Annotated in this window: 21 protein-coding genes and 1 pseudogene; 13 read left to right on the forward strand and 9 right to left on the reverse strand. The window is 62.9% G+C overall.

The genetic code is table 11. From position 1 onward, the window contains the following. Both V8683_RS10650 and V8683_RS10655 read right to left on the reverse strand, forming a co-directional pair. The coding region (locus V8683_RS10650) for a beta strand repeat-containing protein (RefSeq protein WP_462880633.1) at window positions 1-1,724 on the reverse strand (1,724 nt) is incomplete at its 3' end. 826 nt (window positions 1,725-2,550) lie between these two features. Then, window positions 2,551-3,042 carry a GNAT family N-acetyltransferase gene (locus V8683_RS10655; protein WP_411191058.1) on the reverse strand — a complete coding sequence of 164 codons (492 nt, stop codon included), beginning with the start codon at window positions 3,040-3,042 and terminating at the stop codon, window positions 2,551-2,553. Between the two features lie 106 nt (window positions 3,043-3,148). Here V8683_RS10655 and V8683_RS10660 point away from each other — a divergent pair, with 106 nt between their 5' ends. Then, window positions 3,149-4,093, forward strand: coding sequence for a LysR substrate-binding domain-containing protein (locus V8683_RS10660; protein WP_411191059.1), 945 nt, complete (start codon window positions 3,149-3,151; stop codon window positions 4,091-4,093). A gap of 144 nt (window positions 4,094-4,237) precedes the next feature. On the opposite strand, the gene V8683_RS10665 is transcribed toward V8683_RS10660, so the two are convergent. Further along, the gene (locus tag V8683_RS10665) at window positions 4,238-5,125 is read right to left on the reverse strand and encodes an SDR family oxidoreductase (RefSeq protein ID WP_411191060.1); all 888 of its coding nucleotides are present in this window, start codon (window positions 5,123-5,125) and stop codon (window positions 4,238-4,240) included. Window positions 5,126-5,223: 98 nt separating this feature from the next. On the opposite strand from V8683_RS10665, the gene V8683_RS10670 reads away from it, so the two are divergent. Then, a complete protein-coding gene (locus V8683_RS10670; protein ID WP_411191061.1) occupies window positions 5,224-6,096 on the forward strand; it encodes a helix-turn-helix transcriptional regulator in 873 nt (290 codons plus the stop codon). Here V8683_RS10670 and V8683_RS10675 read toward each other — a convergent pair. Beyond that, window positions 5,988-6,932 (reverse strand): LysR substrate-binding domain-containing protein, encoded by a 945-nt coding sequence (locus tag V8683_RS10675; RefSeq protein WP_411191062.1) that lies wholly within the window; start codon window positions 6,930-6,932, stop codon window positions 5,988-5,990. The genes V8683_RS10670 and V8683_RS10675 overlap by 109 nt on opposite strands. Before the next feature lie 115 nt (window positions 6,933-7,047). Here V8683_RS10675 and V8683_RS10680 point away from each other — a divergent pair, with 115 nt between their 5' ends. The 3 genes from V8683_RS10680 to V8683_RS10690 all read left to right on the forward strand — a co-directional run bounded on the left by V8683_RS10680 (window position 7,048) and on the right by V8683_RS10690 (window position 10,139). Next, on the forward strand, window positions 7,048-8,214 hold the full coding sequence (locus V8683_RS10680; RefSeq protein ID WP_411191063.1) for a mandelate racemase/muconate lactonizing enzyme family protein: 1,167 nt from the start codon (window positions 7,048-7,050) through the stop codon (window positions 8,212-8,214). Between the two features lie 106 nt (window positions 8,215-8,320). After that, window positions 8,321-9,679: a C4-dicarboxylate transporter DctA gene (dctA, locus tag V8683_RS10685; RefSeq protein ID WP_411191064.1), complete on the forward strand. Its 1,359-nt coding sequence runs from the start codon at window positions 8,321-8,323 to the stop codon at window positions 9,677-9,679. Window positions 9,680-9,782: 103 nt separating this feature from the next. Continuing rightward, a complete protein-coding gene (locus V8683_RS10690; RefSeq protein ID WP_411191066.1) occupies window positions 9,783-10,139 on the forward strand; it encodes a BON domain-containing protein in 357 nt (118 codons plus the stop codon). Here V8683_RS10690 and V8683_RS10695 read toward each other — a convergent pair. After that, window positions 10,136-11,056, reverse strand: coding sequence for a LysR family transcriptional regulator (locus tag V8683_RS10695; protein ID WP_411191067.1), 921 nt, complete (start codon window positions 11,054-11,056; stop codon window positions 10,136-10,138). The two genes, V8683_RS10690 and V8683_RS10695, sit on opposite strands and share 4 nt — an antisense overlap. A 117-nt stretch (window positions 11,057-11,173) precedes the next feature. On the opposite strand from V8683_RS10695, the gene V8683_RS10700 reads away from it, so the two are divergent. Genes V8683_RS10700 through mqo form a run of 3 tightly spaced genes read left to right on the forward strand, consistent with a single transcriptional unit; the run spans window position 11,174 to window position 13,602 of the window. Beyond that, entirely contained in the window at window positions 11,174-11,695 is a 522-nt protein-coding gene (locus V8683_RS10700) for a hypothetical protein (protein ID WP_411191068.1), read from the forward strand. A gap of 39 nt (window positions 11,696-11,734) precedes the next feature. Continuing rightward, window positions 11,735-11,971 (forward strand): hypothetical protein, encoded by a 237-nt coding sequence (locus V8683_RS10705; RefSeq protein ID WP_411191069.1) that lies wholly within the window; start codon window positions 11,735-11,737, stop codon window positions 11,969-11,971. Between the two features lie 59 nt (window positions 11,972-12,030). Next, window positions 12,031-13,602, forward strand: a complete 1,572-nt coding sequence (gene mqo, locus V8683_RS10710; RefSeq protein ID WP_411191070.1) for a malate dehydrogenase (quinone) — start codon at window positions 12,031-12,033, stop codon at window positions 13,600-13,602. 72 nt (window positions 13,603-13,674) lie between these two features. On the opposite strand, the gene V8683_RS10715 is transcribed toward mqo, so the two are convergent. Continuing rightward, a complete protein-coding gene (locus V8683_RS10715; RefSeq protein WP_411191071.1) occupies window positions 13,675-14,076 on the reverse strand; it encodes a hypothetical protein in 402 nt (133 codons plus the stop codon). Window positions 14,077-14,330: 254 nt separating this feature from the next. Between V8683_RS10715 and V8683_RS10720 the strand changes: the two genes are divergently transcribed. Then, window positions 14,331-15,389: a LirA/MavJ family T4SS effector gene (locus V8683_RS10720; RefSeq protein WP_411191072.1), complete on the forward strand. Its 1,059-nt coding sequence runs from the start codon at window positions 14,331-14,333 to the stop codon at window positions 15,387-15,389. A 54-nt stretch (window positions 15,390-15,443) separates the two neighbouring features. On the opposite strand, the pseudogene V8683_RS10725 reads toward V8683_RS10720, so the two are convergent. After that, window positions 15,444-15,884, reverse strand: a pseudogene (locus tag V8683_RS10725) (hypothetical protein); the annotation flags it as partial. Window positions 15,885-16,588: 704 nt separating this feature from the next. Between V8683_RS10725 and V8683_RS10730 the strand changes: the two are divergent. After that, window positions 16,589-17,122, forward strand: a complete 534-nt coding sequence (locus tag V8683_RS10730) for a MarR family winged helix-turn-helix transcriptional regulator (protein WP_411191073.1) — start codon at window positions 16,589-16,591, stop codon at window positions 17,120-17,122. Beyond that, window positions 17,119-18,315 carry an MFS transporter gene (locus V8683_RS10735; protein ID WP_411191074.1) on the forward strand — a complete coding sequence of 399 codons (1,197 nt, stop codon included), beginning with the start codon at window positions 17,119-17,121 and terminating at the stop codon, window positions 18,313-18,315. The genes V8683_RS10730 and V8683_RS10735 overlap by 4 nt, the downstream gene beginning before the upstream one ends. Here the strand turns inward: V8683_RS10735 and V8683_RS10740 are convergent. Beyond that, complete coding sequence (locus V8683_RS10740) at window positions 18,312-19,229, reverse strand: AraC family transcriptional regulator (protein ID WP_411191075.1); 918 nt, start codon at window positions 19,227-19,229, stop codon at window positions 18,312-18,314. The genes V8683_RS10735 and V8683_RS10740 overlap by 4 nt on opposite strands. Before the next feature lie 101 nt (window positions 19,230-19,330). Here V8683_RS10740 and V8683_RS10745 point away from each other — a divergent pair, with 101 nt between their 5' ends. Both V8683_RS10745 and V8683_RS10750 read left to right on the forward strand, forming a co-directional pair. Then, complete coding sequence (locus V8683_RS10745; protein ID WP_411191076.1) at window positions 19,331-20,080, forward strand: SDR family oxidoreductase; 750 nt, start codon at window positions 19,331-19,333, stop codon at window positions 20,078-20,080. 64 nt (window positions 20,081-20,144) lie between these two features. Beyond that, complete coding sequence (locus V8683_RS10750) at window positions 20,145-20,903, forward strand: SDR family NAD(P)-dependent oxidoreductase (protein WP_411191078.1); 759 nt, start codon at window positions 20,145-20,147, stop codon at window positions 20,901-20,903. On the opposite strand, the gene V8683_RS10755 is transcribed toward V8683_RS10750, so the two are convergent. Beyond that, the gene (locus V8683_RS10755; protein WP_411191079.1) at window positions 20,869-22,299 is read right to left on the reverse strand and encodes an MFS transporter; all 1,431 of its coding nucleotides are present in this window, start codon (window positions 22,297-22,299) and stop codon (window positions 20,869-20,871) included. The genes V8683_RS10750 and V8683_RS10755 overlap by 35 nt on opposite strands. Window positions 22,300-22,671: the final 372 nt, after the last annotated feature.

The following is a 22,671-nucleotide window of genomic DNA, read 5'->3' on the forward strand; positions in this document are numbered from 1 at the left end:
TAGGTATTGTTGGCCGTCAGGATGGTCGTGCCGGTACCGATCTGGTCGACCGCGCCAGTGCCGGAGACCGTGCCGCCGAAAGTGAAGCTGTCCGAACGATCGAAGGCCAGCGTGCCGTTGTCGGCGACATTGCCGAGAATGCTGCCCGAGGTTCCCCCATTGCCGAGCTGCAATGTCCCTGCCGAGATCGTCGTGCCGCCGGTGTAGGTATTGTTGGCCGTCAGGATGGTCGTGCCGGTACCGATCTGGTCGACCGCGCCGGTGCCGGAGACCGTGCCGCCGAAAGCGACGCTGTCCGAACGATCGAAGGCCAGCGTACCGTTGTCGGCGATATTGCCGAGAATGCTGCCCGAGGTTCCGCCGTTGCCGAGCTGCAGCGTGCCCGCCGCGATCGTCGTGCCGCCGGTATAGGTGTTGTCGTCCGTCAAGGTCAGCGTGCCCGCGCCTTGCTTGGTCAGGCCGCCTACGCCCGACATGACGGTCGATGCCGTCACATTGAAACCATTGGAATCCAGGATCATGCCCCCGGCACCGATGATGAAATTGTCGGGCGCAAAACCATAGATCAATGCCGAGTCGGGCATGCTGTCGGCGGTCGCCCGCAGGGTGCCGTTATCAAATGTCGCCGTCGCGTCGCCAACGCCCGGCAGCAGTGCCGCTGTTTCGAGGACCCCGTTGGTGTCGACGGTCAGCGTGCCGTTAGTGCCGCTGTCGGCACCGACAAGTACCCCCTCCGACGCCGCAACAAGGCCGCCGTTGCTGATGGTCAGCGTTCCCTGCCCTGGCGTACCCCCGAAGGTGGTTTGCCCGATATAGAGAACGCCGGAGTCCGCGAAGCTGGAACCTGCCCCCGTCACCAGCATCGACGCGGCGCCGTTTACACCGATGCCGGCGTTGACAGCCTGGATCGTGGCGCCGTTGGAAACCGTCACACCGACACTGTTCGTCGCCCCACCCGCCGAGAAGTTGCCGGCGTTCCAGACGGTACCCGCTCCGTCCACCAGCACAGCGATGTTGGATGCCACGGTAAATCCCGGGCCTTCCCCAATCGAGGCGGTGCTGGTCGTGAGCCGGGCGCCGTCTGTCAACGCGATCGAGGCATCCCCGCCCCGGCCGACGGCAAGGTAGTCTGTTGTCAAACTCGAGCCGCTTCCCGTGACCGTCAGGGCGCCCGAGTTGAGGCTCAGGAAGCCAACCTCGACGGTGTCCGGGATCACGAGCTGAGCGCCGTTGGAAACGGTCAACCCGCCGCTGCCCGCCCCGTTGACATCGAAGGCGCCGCCAAAGGTACCTGCGTTCCAGACCGTACCCGCCCCGCTCAATGTCAGGGTAGAGGCGCCCGTGTTCAGGTTCAACCCGTTACCGGAGCCGCTGCCTACAGCCGTTCCGGTGGGCACCACGGTCCCGCTGGGGGTTGTGACATTTCCTGACAGGGTAAGGTCTGGAAGGTAGTCATTATTGGTGTTTGCGTCTGTAATCGCACGGGTCAGATCGGATGCCGTGCCCACGGAGTACGACGCCTGCGCGTTCGCCGGACGCACGCCGGCGGCCGCGCAGAAAAGCGCGGCAATCGCCGTCGACAGCATCAGGGAGCGGCGGGAACGCACGCCCGTGCCTGGGCATTTAGCGGCGGCACGTTCTTCCTTGTTTCCCGGTATGACACGTGAATTGCGTACAGAAACCGTATTTATGGTTTTCGCTGATTTATTGAAATTTTGTTTCATGACGTCCCCGATCGCCGTTATAGGCAGCACAGCATTTTCTAATGCGCATCACTCCCTATTTATTGTGCAAACAGGCGTGATAGGTATTTCACCCTTTCCAGACGATTTCCCCGTCTTCACTATTTTGTCGCGCAGGGCATTGAAGCGCACGTCGACGTCAAGCTCATCGATCTGTGCAGCGTTATCCCCGATACCGGGATTTCGCTTGTATGTGGAGCCCCGTTTCGCACCACCTGCCAGCGGCGGTTAGTCTTTCATTTATCTGTTATACGGATCAACCATGGCTTTGATTTTCCGTGCCAGAAGCGTAGTCGCCGGGCTAGCAAAAAGCAATCTTGATAAGCACACGCAAGACCCGCCCGTTTCGCACAATCGGTGCGACGATCAACAATGCCGGAGATTTGCAAAGGCTGTTAATTCTTGTTAAATACTGGCATTTGAAGCAGGGCTATCTCACGAAACGGTAGATTGCGTTGACGTTTCTGGTCACCAGGTTCTATACACCTGTCTGACGAAGGGCGCGGGTGCCGCATGGCATCTCAAGCCACTGCACCGTATGACAATTTGAACGGCCGGTGTGCTTCTCAAACCGGCCTGTCGATTCGATGGAATCGACAGGCCGCTCGGGGTCGGCTCATGCCTTTCGCATGAAAGGCGCGACCGAGGCAATCGCCGCACCAGGTTGTCGGGCGCTAGCCGGCCAGAAGGACAAGCTCAAGCTGTCAAGGCACGATTCGTTGAACAGCCGAAAGCGGCGGGCGCCCGCCGTTTTGCCGGAGGTCTCGTGCTGCATGGCACTTCCCGCCCGACTGGCGCTATTGCAAGGTCACAGCACCATCACCATCTCGTGCCAGGACATGCCTCCATGGTCGGAACTGGACGGCCTGACGTAGCGATAGCCCATACGTTCATACAGTGCTACGTGACGGTCCTTGCACATCAAATGGATGGTTTTCTTGCCCATCTGGGACATTTGAGCGACGAAAGTTCGCATCATCAGCGACGCGTACCCTTTTCCCTGATGTGATGGATCGATCACGACAGACATGATCACGACGTTGTCCGCAGACGGATCATGTCCGACAAGCTCCTTGAACGCCTCGTCGGACATGACGACTTCGTGCGCGCATCCGCTGTTGATGAATCCGATCAAGTTGCCGTGCAGTTCCATAACCAGAAAACCTTCCGGATATTCGGCAATGCGGGTTGCGATCCTGGCGCGCGTGGCTGCTTCGTCGCCCTCGTAAGCCGAAGTCTCGATTTCGAAGACGCGGTCAACGTCCATGGGCCGCGCCAGGCGGAAATTTGGAACTGTCATGAGTGAGATAGACCGGAACCGCCGGCCTGGAACATTTGAAGTGACAGGATGATAGAACACGCGCAAACTGCAAACACTGCATTTTATTCAGGAAGTACTGCACGTTATGCATTATTTGCTTCGACGGATAGACCTCAATCTGTTGTTGGTCTTCGACGCCTTGTTTCGGCATCGAGGAGTCGTCTCGGCTGCCGAAGAGCTTTCACTAAGCGCGTCTGCCTGCAGCCATGCGCTTGCACGTTTGCGCATTGCTCTGGAAGACGAGCTTTTCGTCCGGCACGGCAACGGAATGTTGCCAACCGCAAAGGCTGAGCAGATGGCTGTGGGAGTGCGCGAGGCGCTGCAGACGCTTACGGACAGCCTGGAAAACGCGAGTCCGTTCGACCCTTCGACCAGCAAGCAAGAGTTCGTGTTTGCGGCAACCGATTTCACCGCGTTCGCGGTGCTGCCGCAGCTCGTTGCAGCGCTGGAGCTGCATGCCCCGGGAACCCGCGTGCGCGTGGTTTACTCGACCCAGCGCGAGTCGCTGGAAGACCTCGCTTCGGGGCGGGTTCATTTCGCGCTGGGTTTTTCGGATGAGACGGAGCTGCAGGCTGCCGGACTCGCGTCTTTACAATGCTTCGTGGACGATTATGTCGTCGTCGTCCGTCGGGGACATCCACGAATCGGGCAGAAGCTGTCCTTGACTCGCTATCTTGCTGAACGGCATGTCGTCGTGACACCCTGGAACACCGAGGGTAGCGTCATCGATGCCGCTTTGCTGGATTCTCAACACATCCGCGATGTGGCAGTGCAACTTCCAAGCGTGATGGCTGCGCCATTCATCGTTGCCAATTCCGAGCTTCTGTTGACGCTGCCCCGACGGGCCGCGTTACAGCTTTCTCTGGCGATACCGCTCGTGATATACCCGGCGCCGTTCAACGTTCCTCGCTACGTTCTAAAAGCACTTTTTTACAAACGACACGCCAGATCGGCAGCGCATCGATGGATGCGGGAGTTGATGATCGATATTTTGGGCAAGGCGAGTACGCCTGATCCTGCTGGCAGTTGACCGCAACCAGATCGAGAGCGGACTGGGTCCCTCACTGCCTGGCGCGGCCCCTTGGGCCCAAACGAGAAAGCCAGGGTTGCAGCCGTACGGCGCGCCCACCGGACAGCACCCAACGAAAGCAACCCCGCTGCCCCCATCCGAACGCTACAAATATCGCGCTTGATCCAGATCCGATATGAGCGACGGTCCGGTCGGCCGCCAACCGAGGCGTGCCTGAGTCCACGCACTGGAAGCCGGCATGTCCATGCCGACGAACATGGCCATCCAGCCGAACTGGGCTTGCGCCTGCTCCGGAGCGATCGACACGACGGGCAGCTTGAGACCTCGCCCTAGCGATTCGGCAATATCTCGGCTGCTAACGCCCTCCTCCCCCACGGCGTGATACCGGGCCCCTCGTTCCGCTTGCTCGATCGCGAGCCGATAGAGCCGGACGACATCGGACAGATGCCCCGCCGGCCAACGGTTGCGGCCCTCGCCGACATAGGCCACGGCGCCTTTCTCACGAGCGATCGCGATCAGCGGAGAAATCAGCCCCTGCTTGAGCGGGTTATGCACTTGCGGCAACCGCATCACCGAGACGTTCACGCCCGCATCGAGCAGCGTGTTTCCCGCTATTTCCGATCCGATGCGCGGATTGGGATGACTCGTGTTGAAAACGCCCTCGCGCGCGAGCTCTCCGGGCTCGTCGTTGCCGACGCCGGTGCCCGACGTGATGAGGATGGGGCGATCCGAGCCGGCCAGCACCGAGCCGAGCGCGGCGATCGCGCGCTGGTCCTTTTCGCAGTTTTCGACGAATCGTGAAAAGTCGTGGTCGAACGCCGCGTGTATCACGGCATCCGCCTTTTCGGCACCGCGCTTCAGGCTTTCGACGTCTTCCAGCGTGCCTGGGTGAGGCTCGGCGCACGCCGCCTTGAGCGCCTGCGCGCCGGCTTCCGAACGAGTCATGCCAATGACATGGTGTCCGGCCTGAATCAGTTCAGGTACCAGGGCCGAGCCGATAAAACCGGTCGCGCCCGTCAAAAAGATTCGCATCGTCAACTCCTCCTGGTCGTGACCTCCACACTATCCGTCGATTTCTTATTCCGTTAAAGTAGTGACGTTATCATGGTAAAACGACTAACAGGAATCTCGTGCCGGTCACCCCGCCTACGTCGCTCGGCGACTTCCTGAAGAGCCGCCGCATCCGGCTCGACCCCGCGAGCTTCGGCTATTCGGGGCGTCGGCGCACGCCGGGGCTGCGCCGCGAAGAAGTGGCGCAACGTGCGAATATCAGCTCGACCTGGTACACGTGGCTCGAACAGGGGCGTGGGGGCGCGCCCTCCGCAGACGTGCTGGAACGCATTGCGAGCGCGCTGATGCTCACCAGCACCGAGCGCGAACATCTTTTCATGCTCGGATTGGGCCGGCCGCCGGAAGTCCGATACCGGGCCGTCAACGACGTCAGTCCGCGGCTGCAGCGCTTTCTCGATTCCCTGCAATCGAGTCCCGCCATCATCAAGAATCCGGTTTGGGACGTTGTCGCGTGGAATCGCGCCGCCGCCGTCGTACTGACCGATTACGGCGCGCTGCCGCCCGATGGGCGCAATATCTTGCGCTTTCTGTTCGGCAATCCGCTGGTGCGTGCGAAGCAGCATGACTGGGAGAGCGTCGCGCGTTTTGTCGTGGGGGCGTTCAGAGCCGACGTGGCGCGAGCGGGCCTCGTTTCGGAGGCCGGCGAACTCGTCGACGAGTTGTGCAGCACGAGCCCCGAATTCGAAGCGTTATGGCGTGAGAACGACTTGCATAACCACGCCGATGGCGGCGTGAAACGTCTGTCGCATCCGGAACTCGGACCGATCGAGCTCGAATACTCGGCATTCTCTGTCGATGGCCGCCCGGATCTAGGCATGATCGTTTATACGCCGCTCGACGACGACACGGCCGAACGTATCAAGGCGCTCGCGTCGTGCCGACCGAACCGCTCAGCCAAAAAATCGATAAACGCGCGCGCACGCGACGATTGATTCCGCTTGTTCGGGTAGTAGACGAACAGGTCTGCAAGCGGTTGAACGAACTCCGGCAACACCACGCGCAGGCGTCCGCTCTCCAGATATTTTGCGAGATCCCACTCCGAGCGCAACAGGATGCCGTGCCCCTCGACCGCCCAGCCGAGCACGATGTCGCCGTCGTTGCTCGACAGCATGCCGTGCACCTTCACCGAATGCGCCTCGCCATGGCGCTCCAGGCGCCAGACACCGTAAGCGTTATCGTTCTGCCGATGGACGATGCACTGATGGTTGGCGAGATCGGCAAGCGTGGCAGGCGTGCCGTGCCGCTCCAGATAACGCGGCGAGGCACACAGCAAGCGGCGGTTCGCCATGATGCGCCGCGCGTTGAGCCGCTTGTCGGGCAATTCGCCAAAACGGATCGCCAGATCCACCCCGCTTTCGACGAGGTCGACGGGCCGGTCAGTCACATCGAGCTGCACCTCGACATGCGGATGGCGCCTCGCAAACTCGGAGACGAGCGGCGCGATCGTCGTGCGTCCGAAGCCGAGTGTCGCATTGACGCGCAGCAGGCCGCGCGGCACCGACCGGCTCGACGACACCACGTCCTCCATTTCCTTCACTTCGGCCAGAATCCGGGTCGCGTAGTGAAGAAAAGTCTCGCCTTCGGCGGTCAGGCTCACGCTGCGAGTGGTCCGGTTGACGAGCCGCACGCCGAGCTTCGCCTCCAGCTGCGCGAGCCGCTTGGTCGCCGCCGGCGGTGTGATATCCATGTCGCGCGCGACGCTCGAAAGATTCCCGTAACGCCCGAGCAGGACGAAAAACTCAAGATGGGAAGTCAGGTCACTTTTCACCGCAGGTTAATAAAGATATGAAAACAAGTGAATCATAGTACCGATCCCGACGCCTAACCTAACGTCTCCCGCACCCCGCTGCCTCGAATGCCGGCCGTGCCCCCAGGAGACATCCGTGAGAATCGTTGAAATCCGCGAAAAGACCGTTCCGATCCGTTCCTCGATCCGCAACGCCTATATCGACTTCAGCAAGATGACGCTCAGCCTCGTCGCCGTGATCACCGACGTGATCCGCGACGGCAAGCCCGTCGTCGGTTATGGCTTCAACTCGAACGGTCGCTATGGCCAGGGAACGCTGATGCGCGAGCGCTTCATTCCCCGCGTCCTCGAAGCCGCCCCGGCCTCGCTCGTCGACGAGACGGGCGACAACCTCGACCCGCACAAGATCTGGGCCGCGCTGTTCACCAACGAAAAACCGGGCGGCCACGGCGAGCGCTCGGTGGCGATCGGCACGATCGACATGGCGGTATGGGATGCCGTCGCGAAGATCGAGGGCAAGCCGCTCTTCCAGCTGCTCGCGGACCGCTACGGCAACGGACAGCCGAACCGCAAGGTCTTCGTGTATGCGGCGGGCGGCTACTACTACCCCGGCCAGGACCATCACAAGCTGAAAGACGAAATGCGCAGCTATCTCGACCGGGGCTACACGGTCGTGAAGAAGAAAATTGGCGGCGCGTCGCTCGACGAGGACCTGCGCCGCATCGATTCGATCCTGAGCGTGCTCGGCGACGGCCAGAAGCTCGCGGTCGACGCCAACGGCCGTTTCGATCTGGACACGGCAATCCGTTATGCAAAGGCGCTCTCGCAATACGACCTGTTCTGGTACGAGGAGCCGGGCGACCCGCTCGACTTCGAGTTGCAGGCCGCACTGCGCAACTACTACGACAAGCCGATGGCGACCGGCGAGAATCTGTTCTCGATGCAGGACGCGCGCAACCTCGTCCGCTACGGCGGCATGCGAGCGGACCGCGACTGGCTGCAGTTCGACTGCGCGCTGAGCTATGGTCTCGTCGACTATCTGCGCACGCTCGACATGCTGCATCAGCACGGCTGGTCGGCGGCCCGCTGCATCCCGCACGGCGGCCATCAGATGTCGCTCAACATCGCGGCAGGCCTCGGGCTCGGCGGCAACGAGTCGTACCCCGATCTGTTCCAGCCCTACGGCGGCTTCCCCGACGGCGTGAAGGTGGACAAGGGCTACATCACCATGCCCGATCTGCCCGGTATCGGCTTTGAAGGCAAGGCCGACCTGTTCGCGGAAATGCAGAAGCTCTCGGCTTGAGGCCGAGGAAAGAAGAGGAACCGCGACCAGAAACACAATCGCTGCACGCACGGCGGTTGGCGGTCGCCCAGATCGACCCGGATGGCGCCATGCTCAGGAGACAGACATGCGGCCCTCGAAATTCAGGAAGTCTCTTTCGAAGCTTTACGTGCAGGTCCTGATTGGCATCGTGGCCGGCGTTCTCGTCGGCCATTTCTACCCGGATATCGGGGCCAATCTCAAGCCGCTCGGCGACCTGTTCATCAAGCTGATCCGCATGCTGCTTGCGCCGATCATCTTCGCTTCGGTCGTCGTGGGCATCGCCCGCATGAACGACCTGCACGAAGCGGGCCGCGTGGGCGTCAAGGCGGTGCTCTACTTCGAAGCGGCCTCGACCATCGCGCTCGTCGCGGGCCTCTTTGTCGTCAATCTGATCCAGCCCGGCAGCGGCATGAACATCGATCCGGCGCACATCGACAGCTCGACGATCGCCAGCTACACACACGCCGCGCATGAACACACGACGCTCGGTTTCCTGCTGAGCATCGTGCCGAACAGTATCGTCGGCGCGTTCGCGAATGGCGAAATCCTGCCGATCATCTTCTTCTCCGTCCTCTTCGCCATTGCACTGGCGAGACTCGGTCCGCGCACCGCGCCGCTCGTGGATATGCTCGACATGTTCCTGCAAGGGATGTTCGGCGTCGTCCGCATCGTCATGTACGTGGCACCGCTCGGTGCGTTCGGCGGGATGGCATTCACCATCGCGAAGTACGGCCTCGGCACGCTGGCATCGTTCGGACAACTGATGCTGTGTCTGTACCTCACGTCGGTCTTCTTTGTCGTGGTCGTGCTCGGCACCGTCATGCGGCTCTGCGGCCTGTCGCTCTGGAAATATCTTCGCTATATCAAGGATGAGATTCTCATCACGCTCGGCACGGCTTCGACGGAGGCCGTGCTGCCCCAGATGCTCATCAAGATGGAGAACCTCGGCTGCTCGCGCCCGGTCGTCGGCATGGTGTTGCCGACCGGCTACACGTTCAACGCCGACGGAACGGCGATTTACCTCACGATGGCGGCAATGTTCGTCGCGCAGGCGATGAATATCCATCTGACGTTGCTGGATCAGCTCGTCGTGCTGGGCGTGCTGCTCCTGACCTCGAAGGGATCGGCCGGCGTGGCGGGCGCGGGGTTCGTCGCACTGGCGGCGACGCTCGCCTCGATGCACAAGATACCCGTCGCGGGGCTGGTGTTGCTGCTGGGCGTGGATCGCTTCCTGAACGAAGCCCGCGCGGTAACGAACCTGATCGGCAACGGAGTCGCGACGATCGTCGTCGCACGGTGGGAAGGCGCCATGGACGTCGAACGGGCGCGCGCCGTTCTGAATCGCGATGCCGACCTCAGTATCGGGAATGCCTCTCCGGAAACGCCGGAATCCGTAGACATGTCGTTGTTGGCGGGCGCGCCTGCGCGCCGGCACCGGACGTGAAAAAAGTTTCACCCGAGTCTCATGGTCCCTTAATCGGCATGGTCTAACGTGGAAACCGCTATGGCCGGAATTGCGACCGATTCGGCGTGAACGGAGGACGAAAATGAAACGTCTCTATTCTTTGGCGGTGTCGTTTGGCCTGTTATTGCCCCTGGTGACACCGGGACAGCAAGCATTTGCGCAATCGGGCGGCGGCAACGGCTCGACGGCGGCAACGAGCCCCAGCGCCATTCCCGACAAAACGCTGGTGCGGCACGTCCAGTGGGCGCTGTCTCGTACCAATGGCCTCGATCCGACGCATATTTACGTCAATGCGCAAGGCGGCAGGGTCACGTTGACCGGCACGGCCATAAGCGAGCAGCAGCTTGAGCTTGCGGGTCAGACAACGCGCGGCGTAACGGGTGTCACCGCGCTTTCGAACCGGCTGACCATCCGCTCAGCGGGCCGAGAGTCCGATTAACCCCCACCCGCCGGGCGGCTCTTCACGTAATCAATGAACGCGCGCAGCTTCGGCAAGATCTGCCGGCGGCTGGGATAGCAGAGGAATACGCCCGGAAGCACCGGCGCGTACGCGTCCAGCGCGTGCACCAGCTTCCCCGCCCTCACCCCTGCGGCGACCATCGGCTCGGGTAGCTGCGCGAGACCCATGCCTTCGACCGCCGCGCCTAGCAGGGTCGGAAAGTCGCTCGCGATCAATGGACCGGATACGGCAATCTCGACGGCCTGACCGTCGCTGTTGAACGACCACGGCGCGAGTGCGCCGCTGGATCGCCGCCATCTGAGGCAGGCGTGTTGCCGCAGATCGTCCGTGTTCATGGGCCGCCCGCGCCCCGCAAAGTAGGCAGGACTACCAACGACGACGAGTCGGAACGGCGGTGTCAACGGCACCGCCACCATGTCGGCGGCGACGAGCTGCCCCAGCCGGATCGCGGCGTCGAACCCTTCCGCCGCGAGATCGATCAGATCCTTGCTGGTGGCCAGCTCCACTTCGATCTCGGGCCAGGCCTTGCAGAACGATGCGATCAGCGGCTCCAACAGCAGCGGCACCACCGCGCGCGGCACGGAAAGCCGCAGCAGTCCGGACGGACGCTGACCCAGGCCGCGCGCGGCCTCGCCGGCAGCAACGAGTTCCTCGAAAGCAGGCTTGGCGCGCGAAAGAAACCGTTCGCCGGCTTCGGTCAGGCCGACACTGCGCGTGGTGCGCGTGAAAAGCGCTGCGCCAATGCGCGTCTCGAGCACGCGCACCGTCTGGCTGACGGCCGACGGCGTCACGCCGAGCGCCGCAGCCGCCTTGCGAAAGCTGCGATGCTGGGCAACGCTCAGGAACACCTCCACACCATCGAGAGCGCCCTGCCTGACTGTGAAGTTCTGCTTCATAGCCCGTCAACATTGTGATGAATAGTCGCTCACTCCGGGTCATGGTACACCTGGCGCATGGGGATCAGCGCGCGTTCCCGCCGATCAATGCTCCCCACAACGGAGGAAGCCCGAATCATGTCGCCGAAACTTCTCTTTCAGTTGCATCTCGTCCTGGGGTATGTCGCCTGGCTGCTCTGCTTCGGCGCCTACGTCTGGCCCAAACTCAAGTCGATAACCCCGTTCGACGCGCAGCGCGCCATCGCCACGTTGCACAGCTTCCGGTTCTTCGGGCTGGTCTTTCTCCTCCCGGGCGTCGTCAGTCCGCAGCTTCCGGCCAGCTTCGCCGTGTTCGCCGCATACGGCGATCTCGCAACGGGCGTGCTGGCCATGCTGGCGCTCGTAACCGCACGGGTTCGCCAGGTCTTCTGGGCCTTCGTCGTAGCCTTCAACGTGGTGGGCACGATCGACCTCGTCGTCGATTACTACCACGCCATCCATGCCGATCTTCCCGCGCATGCCGGGCAATTTGGCACCACGTACGCGATTCCGGTTATCTACGTGCCCTTGCTGATGATCACGCACGTCGCCGCTTTCTGTCTGATGCTGCGCCCGCAGCTCAAGGCCACTCCCGGCTATTGGTCCTTCCGCAAGTCATGACGTCGAGCGGTACGTCGCCCGCTTGCGGCAACCGCGATCGTGGCCGGCTCGGGATCGCTGAACAACGCGAGCTATCAAGGCACCGGCATCAGGATCGATTTGCTCGCCGCAGACGGATCGACGGTGGTCGATAGCACGTTACGCAGCAATCTGACCGTGGTGCCCTTGAGCGGCGCGATGATCGCCGCGCCGAGCGAACTTGATCTGAAACGGCTGCCGCCCGAGGCGACCTGTTTTCCCGAATTCCAATATAGTGGGGTAAACGCGGGGCCTTGAATTTTCCAAACCCGTCGTCTCTCGCCTCGCTCCCCATCCTCGCAGAAAGGTTCATTACAATGTTCGATGCCCTCAAATCGGCTCTGTCTCCGCATCACACCTCGTCTGACCCGGCACACTCGACGCAAACCACAAACACCAGAAAGGTCGATGTCATGCTGATCGGCGGCGGCGTCATGAGCTCGACGCTCGGCGTCCTCCTGCACGAGCTCGAACCGGAGTGGTCGATGCTGATGCTGGAGCGGCTCGACGCGGTCGCGAACGAGAGCACGAACGGCTGGAACAACGCAGGCACGGGGCATTGCGCGCTCGCGGAACTGAACTACACGCCCGTGCAGCCCGATGGAACGGTTCAGATCGAGAGCGCCGTCGCGATCAATGAAGCGTTCCAGATATCGCGCCGGTTCTGGACGTCGATGGTCGAGCGCGGCGTGCTCGGCGAGCCGCGCCGCTTCATCAACGCGGCCCCGCACATGAGCTTCGTTTTCGGCGACGAGGACGTCCGCTTTCTCCGGCAGCGCTACGAAGCCCTTCAGGCCTCGCCGCTGTTCGAAGACATGCACTATTCGGAGGACCAGGCGCAGCTTCATCAATGGGTGCCGCTGATGATGGAGGGACGCAATCCGGCCGAGAAGGTCGCGGCAACGTGGTCGCAAATGGGCACGGACGTGAACTTCGGCGAAGTCACGCGCCAGTACGTGACCCATCTCCAGCGCCGTTCGGACTTCGATCTTCAGCTATCCTGCGAAGCGCGCCATCTGAAGCGCAATCCCGATGGAACCTGGCGGGTGTCGTGGCATAACCTGCGCGACGGGACCGACCACGTGGTCGACGCGAAGTTCGTGTTCGTGGGCGCCGGTGGCGCCGCATTGCCGCTGTTGCAGGCGTCGGGCATTCCCGAGGCGCGCGACTATGGCGCCTTTCCTGTCGGCGGGGCCTTTCTCGTTACCGAGGACGAGGACATTGCGCGCCGACATCTGGCCAAGGTGTACGGCCGCGCGTCGGTGGGCGCGCCGCCGATGTCCGTCCCGCACCTCGATACGCGCGTGCTCGACGGCAAACGGGTCGTGCTGTTCGGCCCGTTCGCGACGTTCTCGACGAAGTTCCTGAAGCACGGGTCGTATCTCGACCTGCTGCACAGCATCGGCCTGGACAACATCGCCCCCATGCTGCACGTCGGCTTCGACCAGTTTCCGCTCGTCGAGTATCTGGCCGAGCAACTGAGTCTGTCCGAAGAGGATCGGCTGAACGCGCTCCGCGAATATTTTCCGCGCGCGCAGGGCGAAAACTGGCGGCTGCTACAGGCAGGCCAGCGCGTCCAGGTCATCAAACGCGACGGCGCCAAGGGCGGCGTCCTGAAGATGGGCACCGAGATCGTAAGCGCCGAAGATGGCAGTATTGCGGGCCTCCTGGGCGCGTCTCCTGGTGCATCGACGGCAGCGCCGATCATGCTCGACCTGCTGCACCGGGTGTTTCGTACGCAATGCGAGTCGGGCCGGTGGCGCGACAAGATTCGCGAGCTCGTGCCGCATTACGGCAGCAAGCTTGGCGATAATGTCCGCGCACTGCGCGCCGAATGGGCGAGTACCAACGCGGTGCTGCAACTGGCTCCATCGTCCTTGCCGAGCTGAGCATCGCTACCGGTCTGCGTCTGATCCATTTGTTTGTTGGTCCAGCGGCAATGTCCCTGGGCCAGCGGCACGCTATCCGAAAACCCGGCCCCAAACCGCCCGGATGCGCCGCGCGCGATCTTCGAATAGCCAGGAGGCGATCAGCGCGAGTAGTCCGGACATGACCCCCGTTGCGATGTGCTCGACAATGGGAATGCGGTAGCGGCTCGTGTGCGAGTAGGCGTCGCCTAACGTCGTCAGGCAGCCGACGATCAGCGCATTGCCGTATCGATGCGCATAGAGTTTTCCCGCAGGCGTAAAAGTCAAAAATACGGCCAGAATTCCGGTGAACAGTCCCGTCTGGAGAGCAATCGTCCAGTGGGCCAGACTCATGACGTTGCCCCAGCTTCCTGGCATGCAGGTCATGCATGCGCTGGTCGGCTGCCAGAAACGCTGGGCAAAGAGCCTGATGCGGCGCTTCCACTCGCCTGACATGATGTATTCCCCGTCTGGATACGCTGGATTGTCGGCGAACTTGAACGATCGCGAAGGTACGGTGGAATACTACACCGCGATTGGGGCATCCCGGTGCAGGACGGCTTTGCCAGCAAGTGCATTCATGACTCGAACGCTTCACGCGCCGTTTTGCAAGGTGGGTTATTCTCGTAGGGACATGAAACGCAAACCATCCGAAGTGAATTTTTCAGCGTGGTTACCGGTTCTTAAAAATCTGGTGCGCGAGGTGGATCATGGCTAAAAATGTCGAAGAAGTTGCATTGGAGCTGACCGAGAAATTCAGCGAAAAATTCAGCGAAAGCACGCACTTCAAGACTTATTGCGAAATCGGCGCCTATCTCTCGTCTCTCGACCATTGCAAGGATGCGTTACGCATATTGGAGCATGCCCTGCTTACGCAGGCGTTGATTCGAATCCCGCTGATCGCTCATAAGATAAAGACCGAACTGGGAGAAGAATTCGAGCACCAGGCGTTATTCAAATTTTTTCTCGGGATTCGAAAGAAAAGATGGCTTGACAGCAACAAATCAGAGGGCGTAGAAAATTACAGAAAATATGAAAAAGAATTCTTCACGAAGCTGTTGAGTTCTACGTTAACAAAATGGGAAAGCCAAAATGGGTTCGCGATTATCGAAGGCGACTCGGCCGATATTTTGTTTGGCAACCCTACCCGGCTCTTTAACGAACAGTTGGCATCCGGGCGTCCGTTCAAAGACATCGGTGCGGGACCTATGCACGGGGAATACTCGCATCGAATACAGTGGTATCTCGCCGGCGTGGGTTTGAAAATCGATCAGATCGGCAGTCTCTATATGGATATAAAGAGATGGATAACGCGAGACAAGCTGGAAGGATTAGATAAAAGTACCGCCATAAAGCGCTATTTATGGGAATGCCTTCTTGATCGTGACGGGATACCGACCAATGCGGCTTCTGTAGCGTTCGGGGCAGACGATAAACTGGATTTCCGGGCGCCGAGCAATTTGAATCTCTACCTGACAAGCGAAGAAGCCGGAGAAATTTATCCTCTTCTTGGGCTTTGCGTGGCGGACCGATATCTAAAGCGGCAAGCCGAAGCCAAAGATTCCTCGCGAATCGATACGAGCTATGTTTACAAAATAGCGAGGAATAATGCCAGGGTACAAATCGTGCACAACGCCAGGCTAGGGGTTCTGGTGCACGGTGAAGCCACCGAATCCAACGCCAAGTACTACAACGTCGCCCAGTCGGGCTTGTTCATTCGACGAAAAGGCACTGTCGTCGATGTCAACTGGCAAGCGTGGCCGGCCTAGAATCAGAAGAGCCAGGACCCGCCGCCTCTCAGTGCAATCGTGCGCGGCTGCCAGTCAAAGCTGCGCTGACGGCGGCGCGACGCTCGCACGGACCCGGTAGAGCAGCGAAGGATCCTGGCCGACGATTTGCCACTCGACCCATTGACCCGCCGGCACGACCAGTCCCGGATGGCTGGCGCGCACCTGGCTAAGCTCCGGCGGCAATTTGCAGCCCTCCGGGGTTTGGGGTGTGGTATCGCTTTCGACCGTCTCCCGTGCCTCGATGGCGAGAACCGCCCCGGTCGAGTCCGCCCGCAGCGGCGAGACCGTGAGGGTGCGCTGCAGGTCGATACTGCCGGCGGGTTGATTCTTGCAGCCGACATTGTGCGTGACGACCTTGTGATGCGTGTTGGTGCTGCCCTGGCCGACGGCGGCCGATCCGTCGAATGAGTCGATCTGCTGGCCGTCGCGGATTACCTGCAGCGTCCAGTTGACGACGGGCTGCGCGGCAGGTTGCGTGTAGGGTTGAGACGCTGGTGCCGGTTGTGCGTAGGGCTGCGGTGCTGGCGCGGGTTGCGCGTAAGGCTGTGGTGCTGGCGCTGGCTGTGCGTAGGGCTGTGGCGTTGGCGCTGGCGGCACGTAAGGTTGCTCCGCCGGTTGCCGCGTTGGCTCAGGAAGAATAGGCGGTGCTAACTGCACAGTGGGCTGCGGGGCGGTCTTATAAGTGGGCTCATGAACACGCCTATGCGCAGGCTTGTGAGCCGCCTTTTCAGGCGGCTTCTCAGCGGGCTTTTCGACACGCTTTGCAGCCGGCTGTTGAGTGGGCTGCGGCGCGGACGCGGGCGGGTTCAGCGGAACGGCGTGCACCACCGGTTGCGAAGCCGAAACCGCAGGCTGCACCACCCCCTCCACCTGCGTTTGCGCCCTCGCGGGCACGAACGCGGCAGCAGCGGCGCACAGGGCGGCGGCAAAGCAGTTCTTCCACGACATCATCTCGCCAGGCTCCATGCACGCGTAACTTTGCCGAGGCGCAGCACAATGCGTGCCCGGACGTTAGCTGGCGAAGAGGCAAAGCACACCCGTCCCGTTTCGCACCCTAAAGCTCAACCTGGATCAGTCTGGTCCATCCCTACCGCATTAGTGCCATAGGGAATTCTTGCATTTCCAGTCGAATATGTGCAAACTGCATATGTGTGTAATGCACATATTTGGGGACCCCAATGACGCTGCGTACGGAAAATCTGCTCGGTGCGCTCGCCCTGCTGGTCACGGACGAGATGTATGCGCTGAACACCCTCCCCGCCCTCGCCGGCCCCACTGCGCGGGCGATGCTCAACGCGATCGGCCAGTATCCGGACGCGTCGATCGAACTGCTTCGCGATGCCGTGGCGCTGTCGCATCCGGCGGCTGTGCGCGCCGTAGCGGGCCTGGTCGACGCCGGTCTCGTCGAGAAGCGGGTCGGTCTCGACAAACGTTCCGTTGCACTCGCGCTGACCAGCGCCGGCCGGCGAGAAGTGAGGCGTCTGCGGAGCGCGCGCGAAAGCCTGCTCACGCGCATCGTAGGTCATCTCGACGGCGATGAGCGCCGGGTGTTCGAAGACTTGCTGATCAAGATGCTCTGGCACGAGACGCGCGACCCCGCGCATGCGATGCAGCTTTGCCGCTTTTGCGATGAAGGGCCGTGTCTCGAAGCGGGCTGCCCGATCGAATGCCGCGAAGAGGGTCTGCCCATGCCAACCCGGGGCAGGTCATGAAATCGCCGGCACCGGTGCGCTGGCCGGCCATCGCCGCACTGACCGCCGTATCGACGCTCGCGCAAATCGGCCAGTTCGGCATCGGCTTCATCGTGCTGCCGGTCTGGCTCGCTCATCAAGGCCTCGACGCGCCGCGCGCAGGCCTCTTCGCCGCATCGCAGTGGACAGGTATGCTCGCGGGCCTCACGGTAGCCCCGGCGCTAGTTGCGCGAATCGGCGCAAAGCGAACGGTGTCGCTCGGACTCGCGGCCAGTATCGTCGCGTTTTCGGCCGTAAGCCGGCTGTCGTGGCCGCTCTGGATCGTGCCCGGTATCCTGACCGGGCTGGGCATCGGCCTGCGCTGGATCGCCAACGAATCGTGGCTGTATAGCCTCGTACCCGAAGAATTGAGCGGCCGCGTGGTCGGCGTGCATGAGACGCTGATTGCAACGGCTGGCGTCATTGCACCGGCACTAGCCGCATGGTGCGGTCCCGACGGACGCGTAACGATTGCCGCCGGCCTGTTATTTACATTGGCCGCCGCTGTCCCGCTCTGGTTGACCGCATCGGGGCATCCGGCAAGTCCCGTTTCCCATGAGGCATCCGTTCACGGAAGCGTCTGGAACACGCCCGTCAGCTCTCGGGTCTGCCTCGGCATGATCGTGGTGGCAGTGGGCGGAATCAGCGACGGCGCGCTCTATGGCCTCTTTCCACTGTATGCCGGTGCGCGCGGCATGAGCGCCACGCAAACGGCCCTGCTGCTGTCGTGCCTTGGCCTCGGCGGGATGGCGCTGCAATTTCCGGTCGGCTGGCTAGCCGACCGTGCGGGTTTGGGATCGACAGTCATCGTGTGCGCGACGGCGAGCACGCTGGCACTGCTCGCTTTCACGCTCGCCCCGCCTATGACGTGGCGGGTTCCGGCGAGCGGCCTCGTAGTCGGCGGCATGAATAGCGCATTCATCACGCTTGGCATGTACGCTGCGGCGTGCAGCGAGAAAGCTGCGCTCGTCCGGAACATGCGTCTGGTGTCGCTGGCATTCACGTCCAGTTCCATCGTCGGGCCACTCATCGCGAGCGCGGCGATGAAGGCCTTCGGCAACGACGTCTTGATGTGGCCACTTGCGATCGCAAGCGGCGCGCTGGCCGTCTTTACCCTCGGCATCTGCGAGGGAAAGCGTCAAAGCAGCCGCCCTGCGCCTGTGACCGGCACTTAAGCGCTGTTCGCCACCGCCCGCTCCTCGCGCGCGTACTGCGCGGGCGGCCTGCCCACATGCCGCGTAAAGGCCACGCTGAACGTACTGGCGGAGCTATAGCCGACACGCTCCGCGATCTCGGCGATACGGCCTTCGTGACGGCGAAGCCAGTCCTTGGCGAGCGCCATGCGCCAGGTCAGCAGATATTCCATCGGCGCGACACCCACTGCGCGGCTGAAGCGTTCGAAGAAAGTCGAGCGCGAGAGCGCGGTCGCTTTCGCGAGTTCGGCAACCGTCCACGCGCGCGCCGGATGCTCGTGCATCCCGCGAATCGCAGCGGCGAGGCGGCCGTCGGCAAGCCCGCGCACGAGGCCCGGAGACGCGCCGGTGCCGGCAGCGGATCGCAGCGCTTCGATAAGCAGCACCTCCAGCAACCTCGAGAGCACCACTTCGCGCGCGGGCCGCTGATCGCGCGACTCCTCCCGCACGAGTTGCACGAGCGTGGCCAGCCTGTGTTCGCCGCGCACATGCACGATCTGCGGCAGCAGCGAAACCAGCAGGTACGCATCCGGCGAACCGAAACTGCAATGACCGGCCATCATGCGCGTGTCGACCGGGCTGCCTTCGGCGCCGATCCGGTATTCACCGTTGCCCAGCGCGACCGGCGCCTGGGTCTCGACGCCCGGCGGCGGCGCTTCGAGGCTGGACATCGCGACGCCATAGGCCGCGGGAATGAGAACGAAGTCGCCCGAGAGCAGTTCGATCGGCTCGTGTCCGTCGATCGCGATGCGGCACCCGCCTTCGAGGATGACGCAATAGAACGGCTGGCCGGCATCCGAGCGGCTGATGCGCCAGGGACTGGCGCCATGGACCAGCTTGGAGAACCGGGCACTGGGCTGCAGCAGCATCACCACCTCAGCCAACGGATCGATCATGACCGGACTCCCGCAAATGAAATTCGGATGATGGATTGTAGCAAGTACGGTCTCGGCAATCTATCGTAGGAGTGCATTTCAACCACCCCGCAGGAGTTTTCGTGAAAACCGTGTTGATCACCGGCTGCTCTTCTGGCTTCGGCCTCGAAATCGCGCGCTATTTCCTGGACCGCGACTGGCGCGTCGTCGCCACGATGCGTACGCCGCGGGCAGACGTGCTGCCGCCCTCGGACCCTCTGCGCGTGCTCGCGCTCGACGTTACCCGCCCGGAGAGCATTCGCCTCGCCGTGGAGGCCGCGGGCCCGATCGACGTCCTCGTCAACAACGCGGGCTTCGGCGCGGCTGCCCCGGCCGAACTGGTCCCGCTCGAATCGGTGCGCGCGGTGTTCGAGACCAACACCATCGGCACGATTGCCGTGACGCAAGCGGTCTTGCCCCAGTTCCGGCAGCGCAAAGCCGGCGTGATCGTCAACGTCACGTCGAGCGTGACGCTAAAGGCACTGCCGCTTCTCGCGGCCTATCGCGCAAGCAAGGTGGCCGTGAACGCCTTCACCGAGTCGATGGCGCTCGAACTCGAACCGTTCGGCGTGCGCGCGCGCCTCGTGCTGCCGGGCCGTGCGCCGGGGACGCGCTTCGGCGAGAACGCGCGCGCCCATATTCACGGCTTCGAGCACGAAGCCTACGCCGGGCTTGTCAGCGAGGTGCTCGCGCGACTCGGCGATCAGTCTGCCCCGATCACCGAGGCACAAGACGTCGCCGAAGCCGTGTGGCGCGCGGCGACTGATCCGTCGTGCCCGATGCGCCTCCCGGCCGGAGCAGACGCCGAAGCCTGGGCGGCCGAGGCACGCTGACGGACCAGCACCATCGCTTTGCACAGTACCTCTAAATACTCAGCAATACAGCAAGGAGATTGCCATGCAGGACAAACCCATCGCGCTCGTCACCGGAGCCAACCAGGGAATCGGTCTCCAGATCGCCAGGGATCTCGTGGCGCACGGTTTCATCGTGCTGGCCGGATCGCGCAATGCCGAGCGCGGCGAGGCGGCGGCTCGTGAGATCGGGCCGGACGCACACGCGCTCCAGCTCGACGTGACGGATCAGGCCTCGATCGCCGCCGCGGCGCAGCGGGTCGGCAGCGAGTTCGGCCGCATCGACGTGCTGATCCAGAACGCGGCCATCTCCAACACGAGCCGGCAGCCCGGCCAGTCCGTCGAGGACTACGCGAGGACAACCCGGCCGGCCAACGTGTCCCTCGATGAAATGCGCGCGGTATGGGACACCAACGTCTTCGGCGTTCTCGCCGTATATCAGGCGATGCTTCCGCTCCTGCGCAAGGCGCCGGCGGCCCGCATCGTCAACGTGTCGAGCGGCGTTGGGTCGTTGGCGGCGAATACGGACCCGGCCTTCCCATGGCGCGCGATCTTCGGCCCCGTCTACCCGGCGTCCAAGACGGCGCTCAATGCGCTGACACTCGCCATGGCGATCGAACTGGAGCCGGAAGGGATCAAGGTCCATGCCGTCTCGCCGGGCTTCACGAAGACCAACCTCAACGGCTATACGGGCACGGACACCGTCGAGGACGGCGCCCGCGAGGTGGTACGGGTCGCGTTGCTGGGGCCCGATAGCCCGACGGCCACGTTCACGCGCTGGGAGAACCAGACGATCCCGTGGTGACGAAGCGGCTCGCCCCCCTCTCGCCCGCCGGCACCGCGATCGCCGCAAGCGCGGCTTCGCGCGGCAGCGCCCATTCGAGCCAGCGCGTGCGCAGCGCAACCACGAGCACGAAGGCCAGCGCGGCAATCGTGCCGAAGGTCGCAAAACCCATCTGATAGCTGCCGGTGCTTTCCTTCGCCATGCCCATGACAACCGGCAGATAGAACCCGCCTATGCCCCCCGCCGCGCCGACGATGCCCGACATCAGCCCCGTGCGGCCGGGCCAGCGGCGCGGCACGAGCTGGAACGTGGCGCCGTTGCCAAGGCCGAAGCAGACGTAGGTGAACGCGAGCAGCACGATGCCCGCCGCGAACGTCGGCATGAGCGCAGCGAAAATAAAATCGGCGAGCGAGATGGCCGCGAGCAGCAGCACGAGAGCGCGTACGCCGGAAATGCGGTCGGCGATCAGACCGCCCACGGGCCGCACCATCGCGCCGGTCAGCGCAAGCAGCGACATGATCATGCCCGCCTCCAGCTTCGGAACCTGGTAGAGCGAAATAAGCAGCGTGGAGATATACGAAGACATGCCGACGAACCCGCCAAACGTGATGCTGTAGACGAGCATGACGACCCACGTGTCGCCCTCGGCCAGCACGCGGCGGTAATGCGCCGGCAGCACCGCGATGGCCAGCAGCGCACCGAACACGGGCAGCAGCAGCACGCCGGTCCTTCCCGCGCCGAACACGCCCGCATGCACGGCGAGCACGAGCGCGAGCAGCCCCGCCAGGGTGATGCAGAACGCGCGCAGCGCCTTGTAGGCGCTGCCCGACTTCTGGCCGAGGTCGCGTGCCCAGAAGCAGACGGCGGTCGCCGCCAGCGCGAGCAGCGGCAGCGCCGCGCCCGTCGCGCGCGCCCAGCCGGAGTGCGCCGCCACGCCTGGAAAGAGGAAGCCGTCGAGCACCGCGCCGATGTTGCCAGCCGCGGCGAGGCCGAGCACGAGCCCCTGCACCTTCGGCGGATAGTTGCTGCCCGCCATCGGCAGCGCAACGGCGAAGCTCGCGCCGCCCACGCCCAGCAGCACGCCGAGCACGAGCAGCAGCGTATAGGACGGCGTTCCCGGCATCGTCAGGAGAACGATGGAAGGAATGGCCGAGATCGCAATGCCGAGAAGCGCGATGCGCCGCCCGTCGCAGGCCTGATACAGGTTGCCCAGCGTGACGCGCAGGATCGCCGCGCCCAGCACGGGCACGGCCACGAGCAGGCCGAGTTCCGCGGGCGACATCGGCACGTCCTTCTGGATGAACGGCGCGAGCGGGCCGAACATCACCCAGACCGTGAATCCGGTGTCGAAGTAGAGGAAGCACGCGACGAGCGCGCGCCAGTTGCCGCTCTTCAGCGAGTGCATCAGTTCTTTCACGAGACGCTCCAGGGTAAAGGGACTTCAACCCGCATGACGGCGGATTCCTGCTTGTTCATCATCAGTAGTACACATGATCCCGCGAATGGTCTGCCATGCACGGCAGCCCACGGCGCTCCGCCTTGGGGCTGGCCAAAAAAAACGTCCCGAAGCCCACCGGGCACGCAATGCATGCTCGAGGTGTCGCTTCGGGACGCCGTTGCCCCGCATCATCCACTTGTCCCCGCAGCATGCGGGGACAGCCATTCTCTGGACCGTCGTTGGCCCGAGGCTGACAAAGCAATACGCGTGCCTATGTCGTCGCGTGGGCCTCGCGCGATAGCCGGGGTCAGGGTAAAAGGCTTGTCAGGCGGGAATCGCGCCGCTGCGGGG

This window comes from Paraburkholderia sp. AV2 (assembly GCF_054968425.1).

Bases quoted from the DNA above. Each gene is read 5' to 3' on its own strand.
- V8683_RS10665 (WP_411191060.1), bottom strand. From the start codon at position 5,125: ATGCGAATCTTTTTGACGGGCGCGACCGGTTTTATCGGCTCGGCCCTG.
- V8683_RS10700 (WP_411191068.1), top strand. From the start codon at position 11,174: ATGTCGCCGAAACTTCTCTTTCAGTTGCATCTCGTCCTGGGGTATGTC.
- V8683_RS10695 (WP_411191067.1), bottom strand. From the start codon at position 11,056: ATGAAGCAGAACTTCACAGTCAGGCAGGGCGCTCTCGATGGTGTGGAG.
- V8683_RS10660 (WP_411191059.1), top strand. From the start codon at position 3,149: ATGCATTATTTGCTTCGACGGATAGACCTCAATCTGTTGTTGGTCTTC.
- V8683_RS10735 (WP_411191074.1), top strand. From the start codon at position 17,119: ATGAAATCGCCGGCACCGGTGCGCTGGCCGGCCATCGCCGCACTGACC.
- V8683_RS10690 (WP_411191066.1), top strand. From the start codon at position 9,783: ATGAAACGTCTCTATTCTTTGGCGGTGTCGTTTGGCCTGTTATTGCCC.
- V8683_RS10655 (WP_411191058.1), bottom strand. From the start codon at position 3,042: ATGACAGTTCCAAATTTCCGCCTGGCGCGGCCCATGGACGTTGACCGC.
- V8683_RS10720 (WP_411191072.1), top strand. From the start codon at position 14,331: ATGGCTAAAAATGTCGAAGAAGTTGCATTGGAGCTGACCGAGAAATTC.
- V8683_RS10730 (WP_411191073.1), top strand. From the start codon at position 16,589: ATGACGCTGCGTACGGAAAATCTGCTCGGTGCGCTCGCCCTGCTGGTC.
- dctA (WP_411191064.1), top strand. From the start codon at position 8,321: ATGCGGCCCTCGAAATTCAGGAAGTCTCTTTCGAAGCTTTACGTGCAG.
- mqo (WP_411191070.1), top strand. From the start codon at position 12,031: ATGTTCGATGCCCTCAAATCGGCTCTGTCTCCGCATCACACCTCGTCT.
- V8683_RS10750 (WP_411191078.1), top strand. From the start codon at position 20,145: ATGCAGGACAAACCCATCGCGCTCGTCACCGGAGCCAACCAGGGAATC.
- V8683_RS10715 (WP_411191071.1), bottom strand. From the start codon at position 14,076: ATGTCAGGCGAGTGGAAGCGCCGCATCAGGCTCTTTGCCCAGCGTTTC.
- V8683_RS10740 (WP_411191075.1), bottom strand. From the start codon at position 19,229: ATGATCGATCCGTTGGCTGAGGTGGTGATGCTGCTGCAGCCCAGTGCC.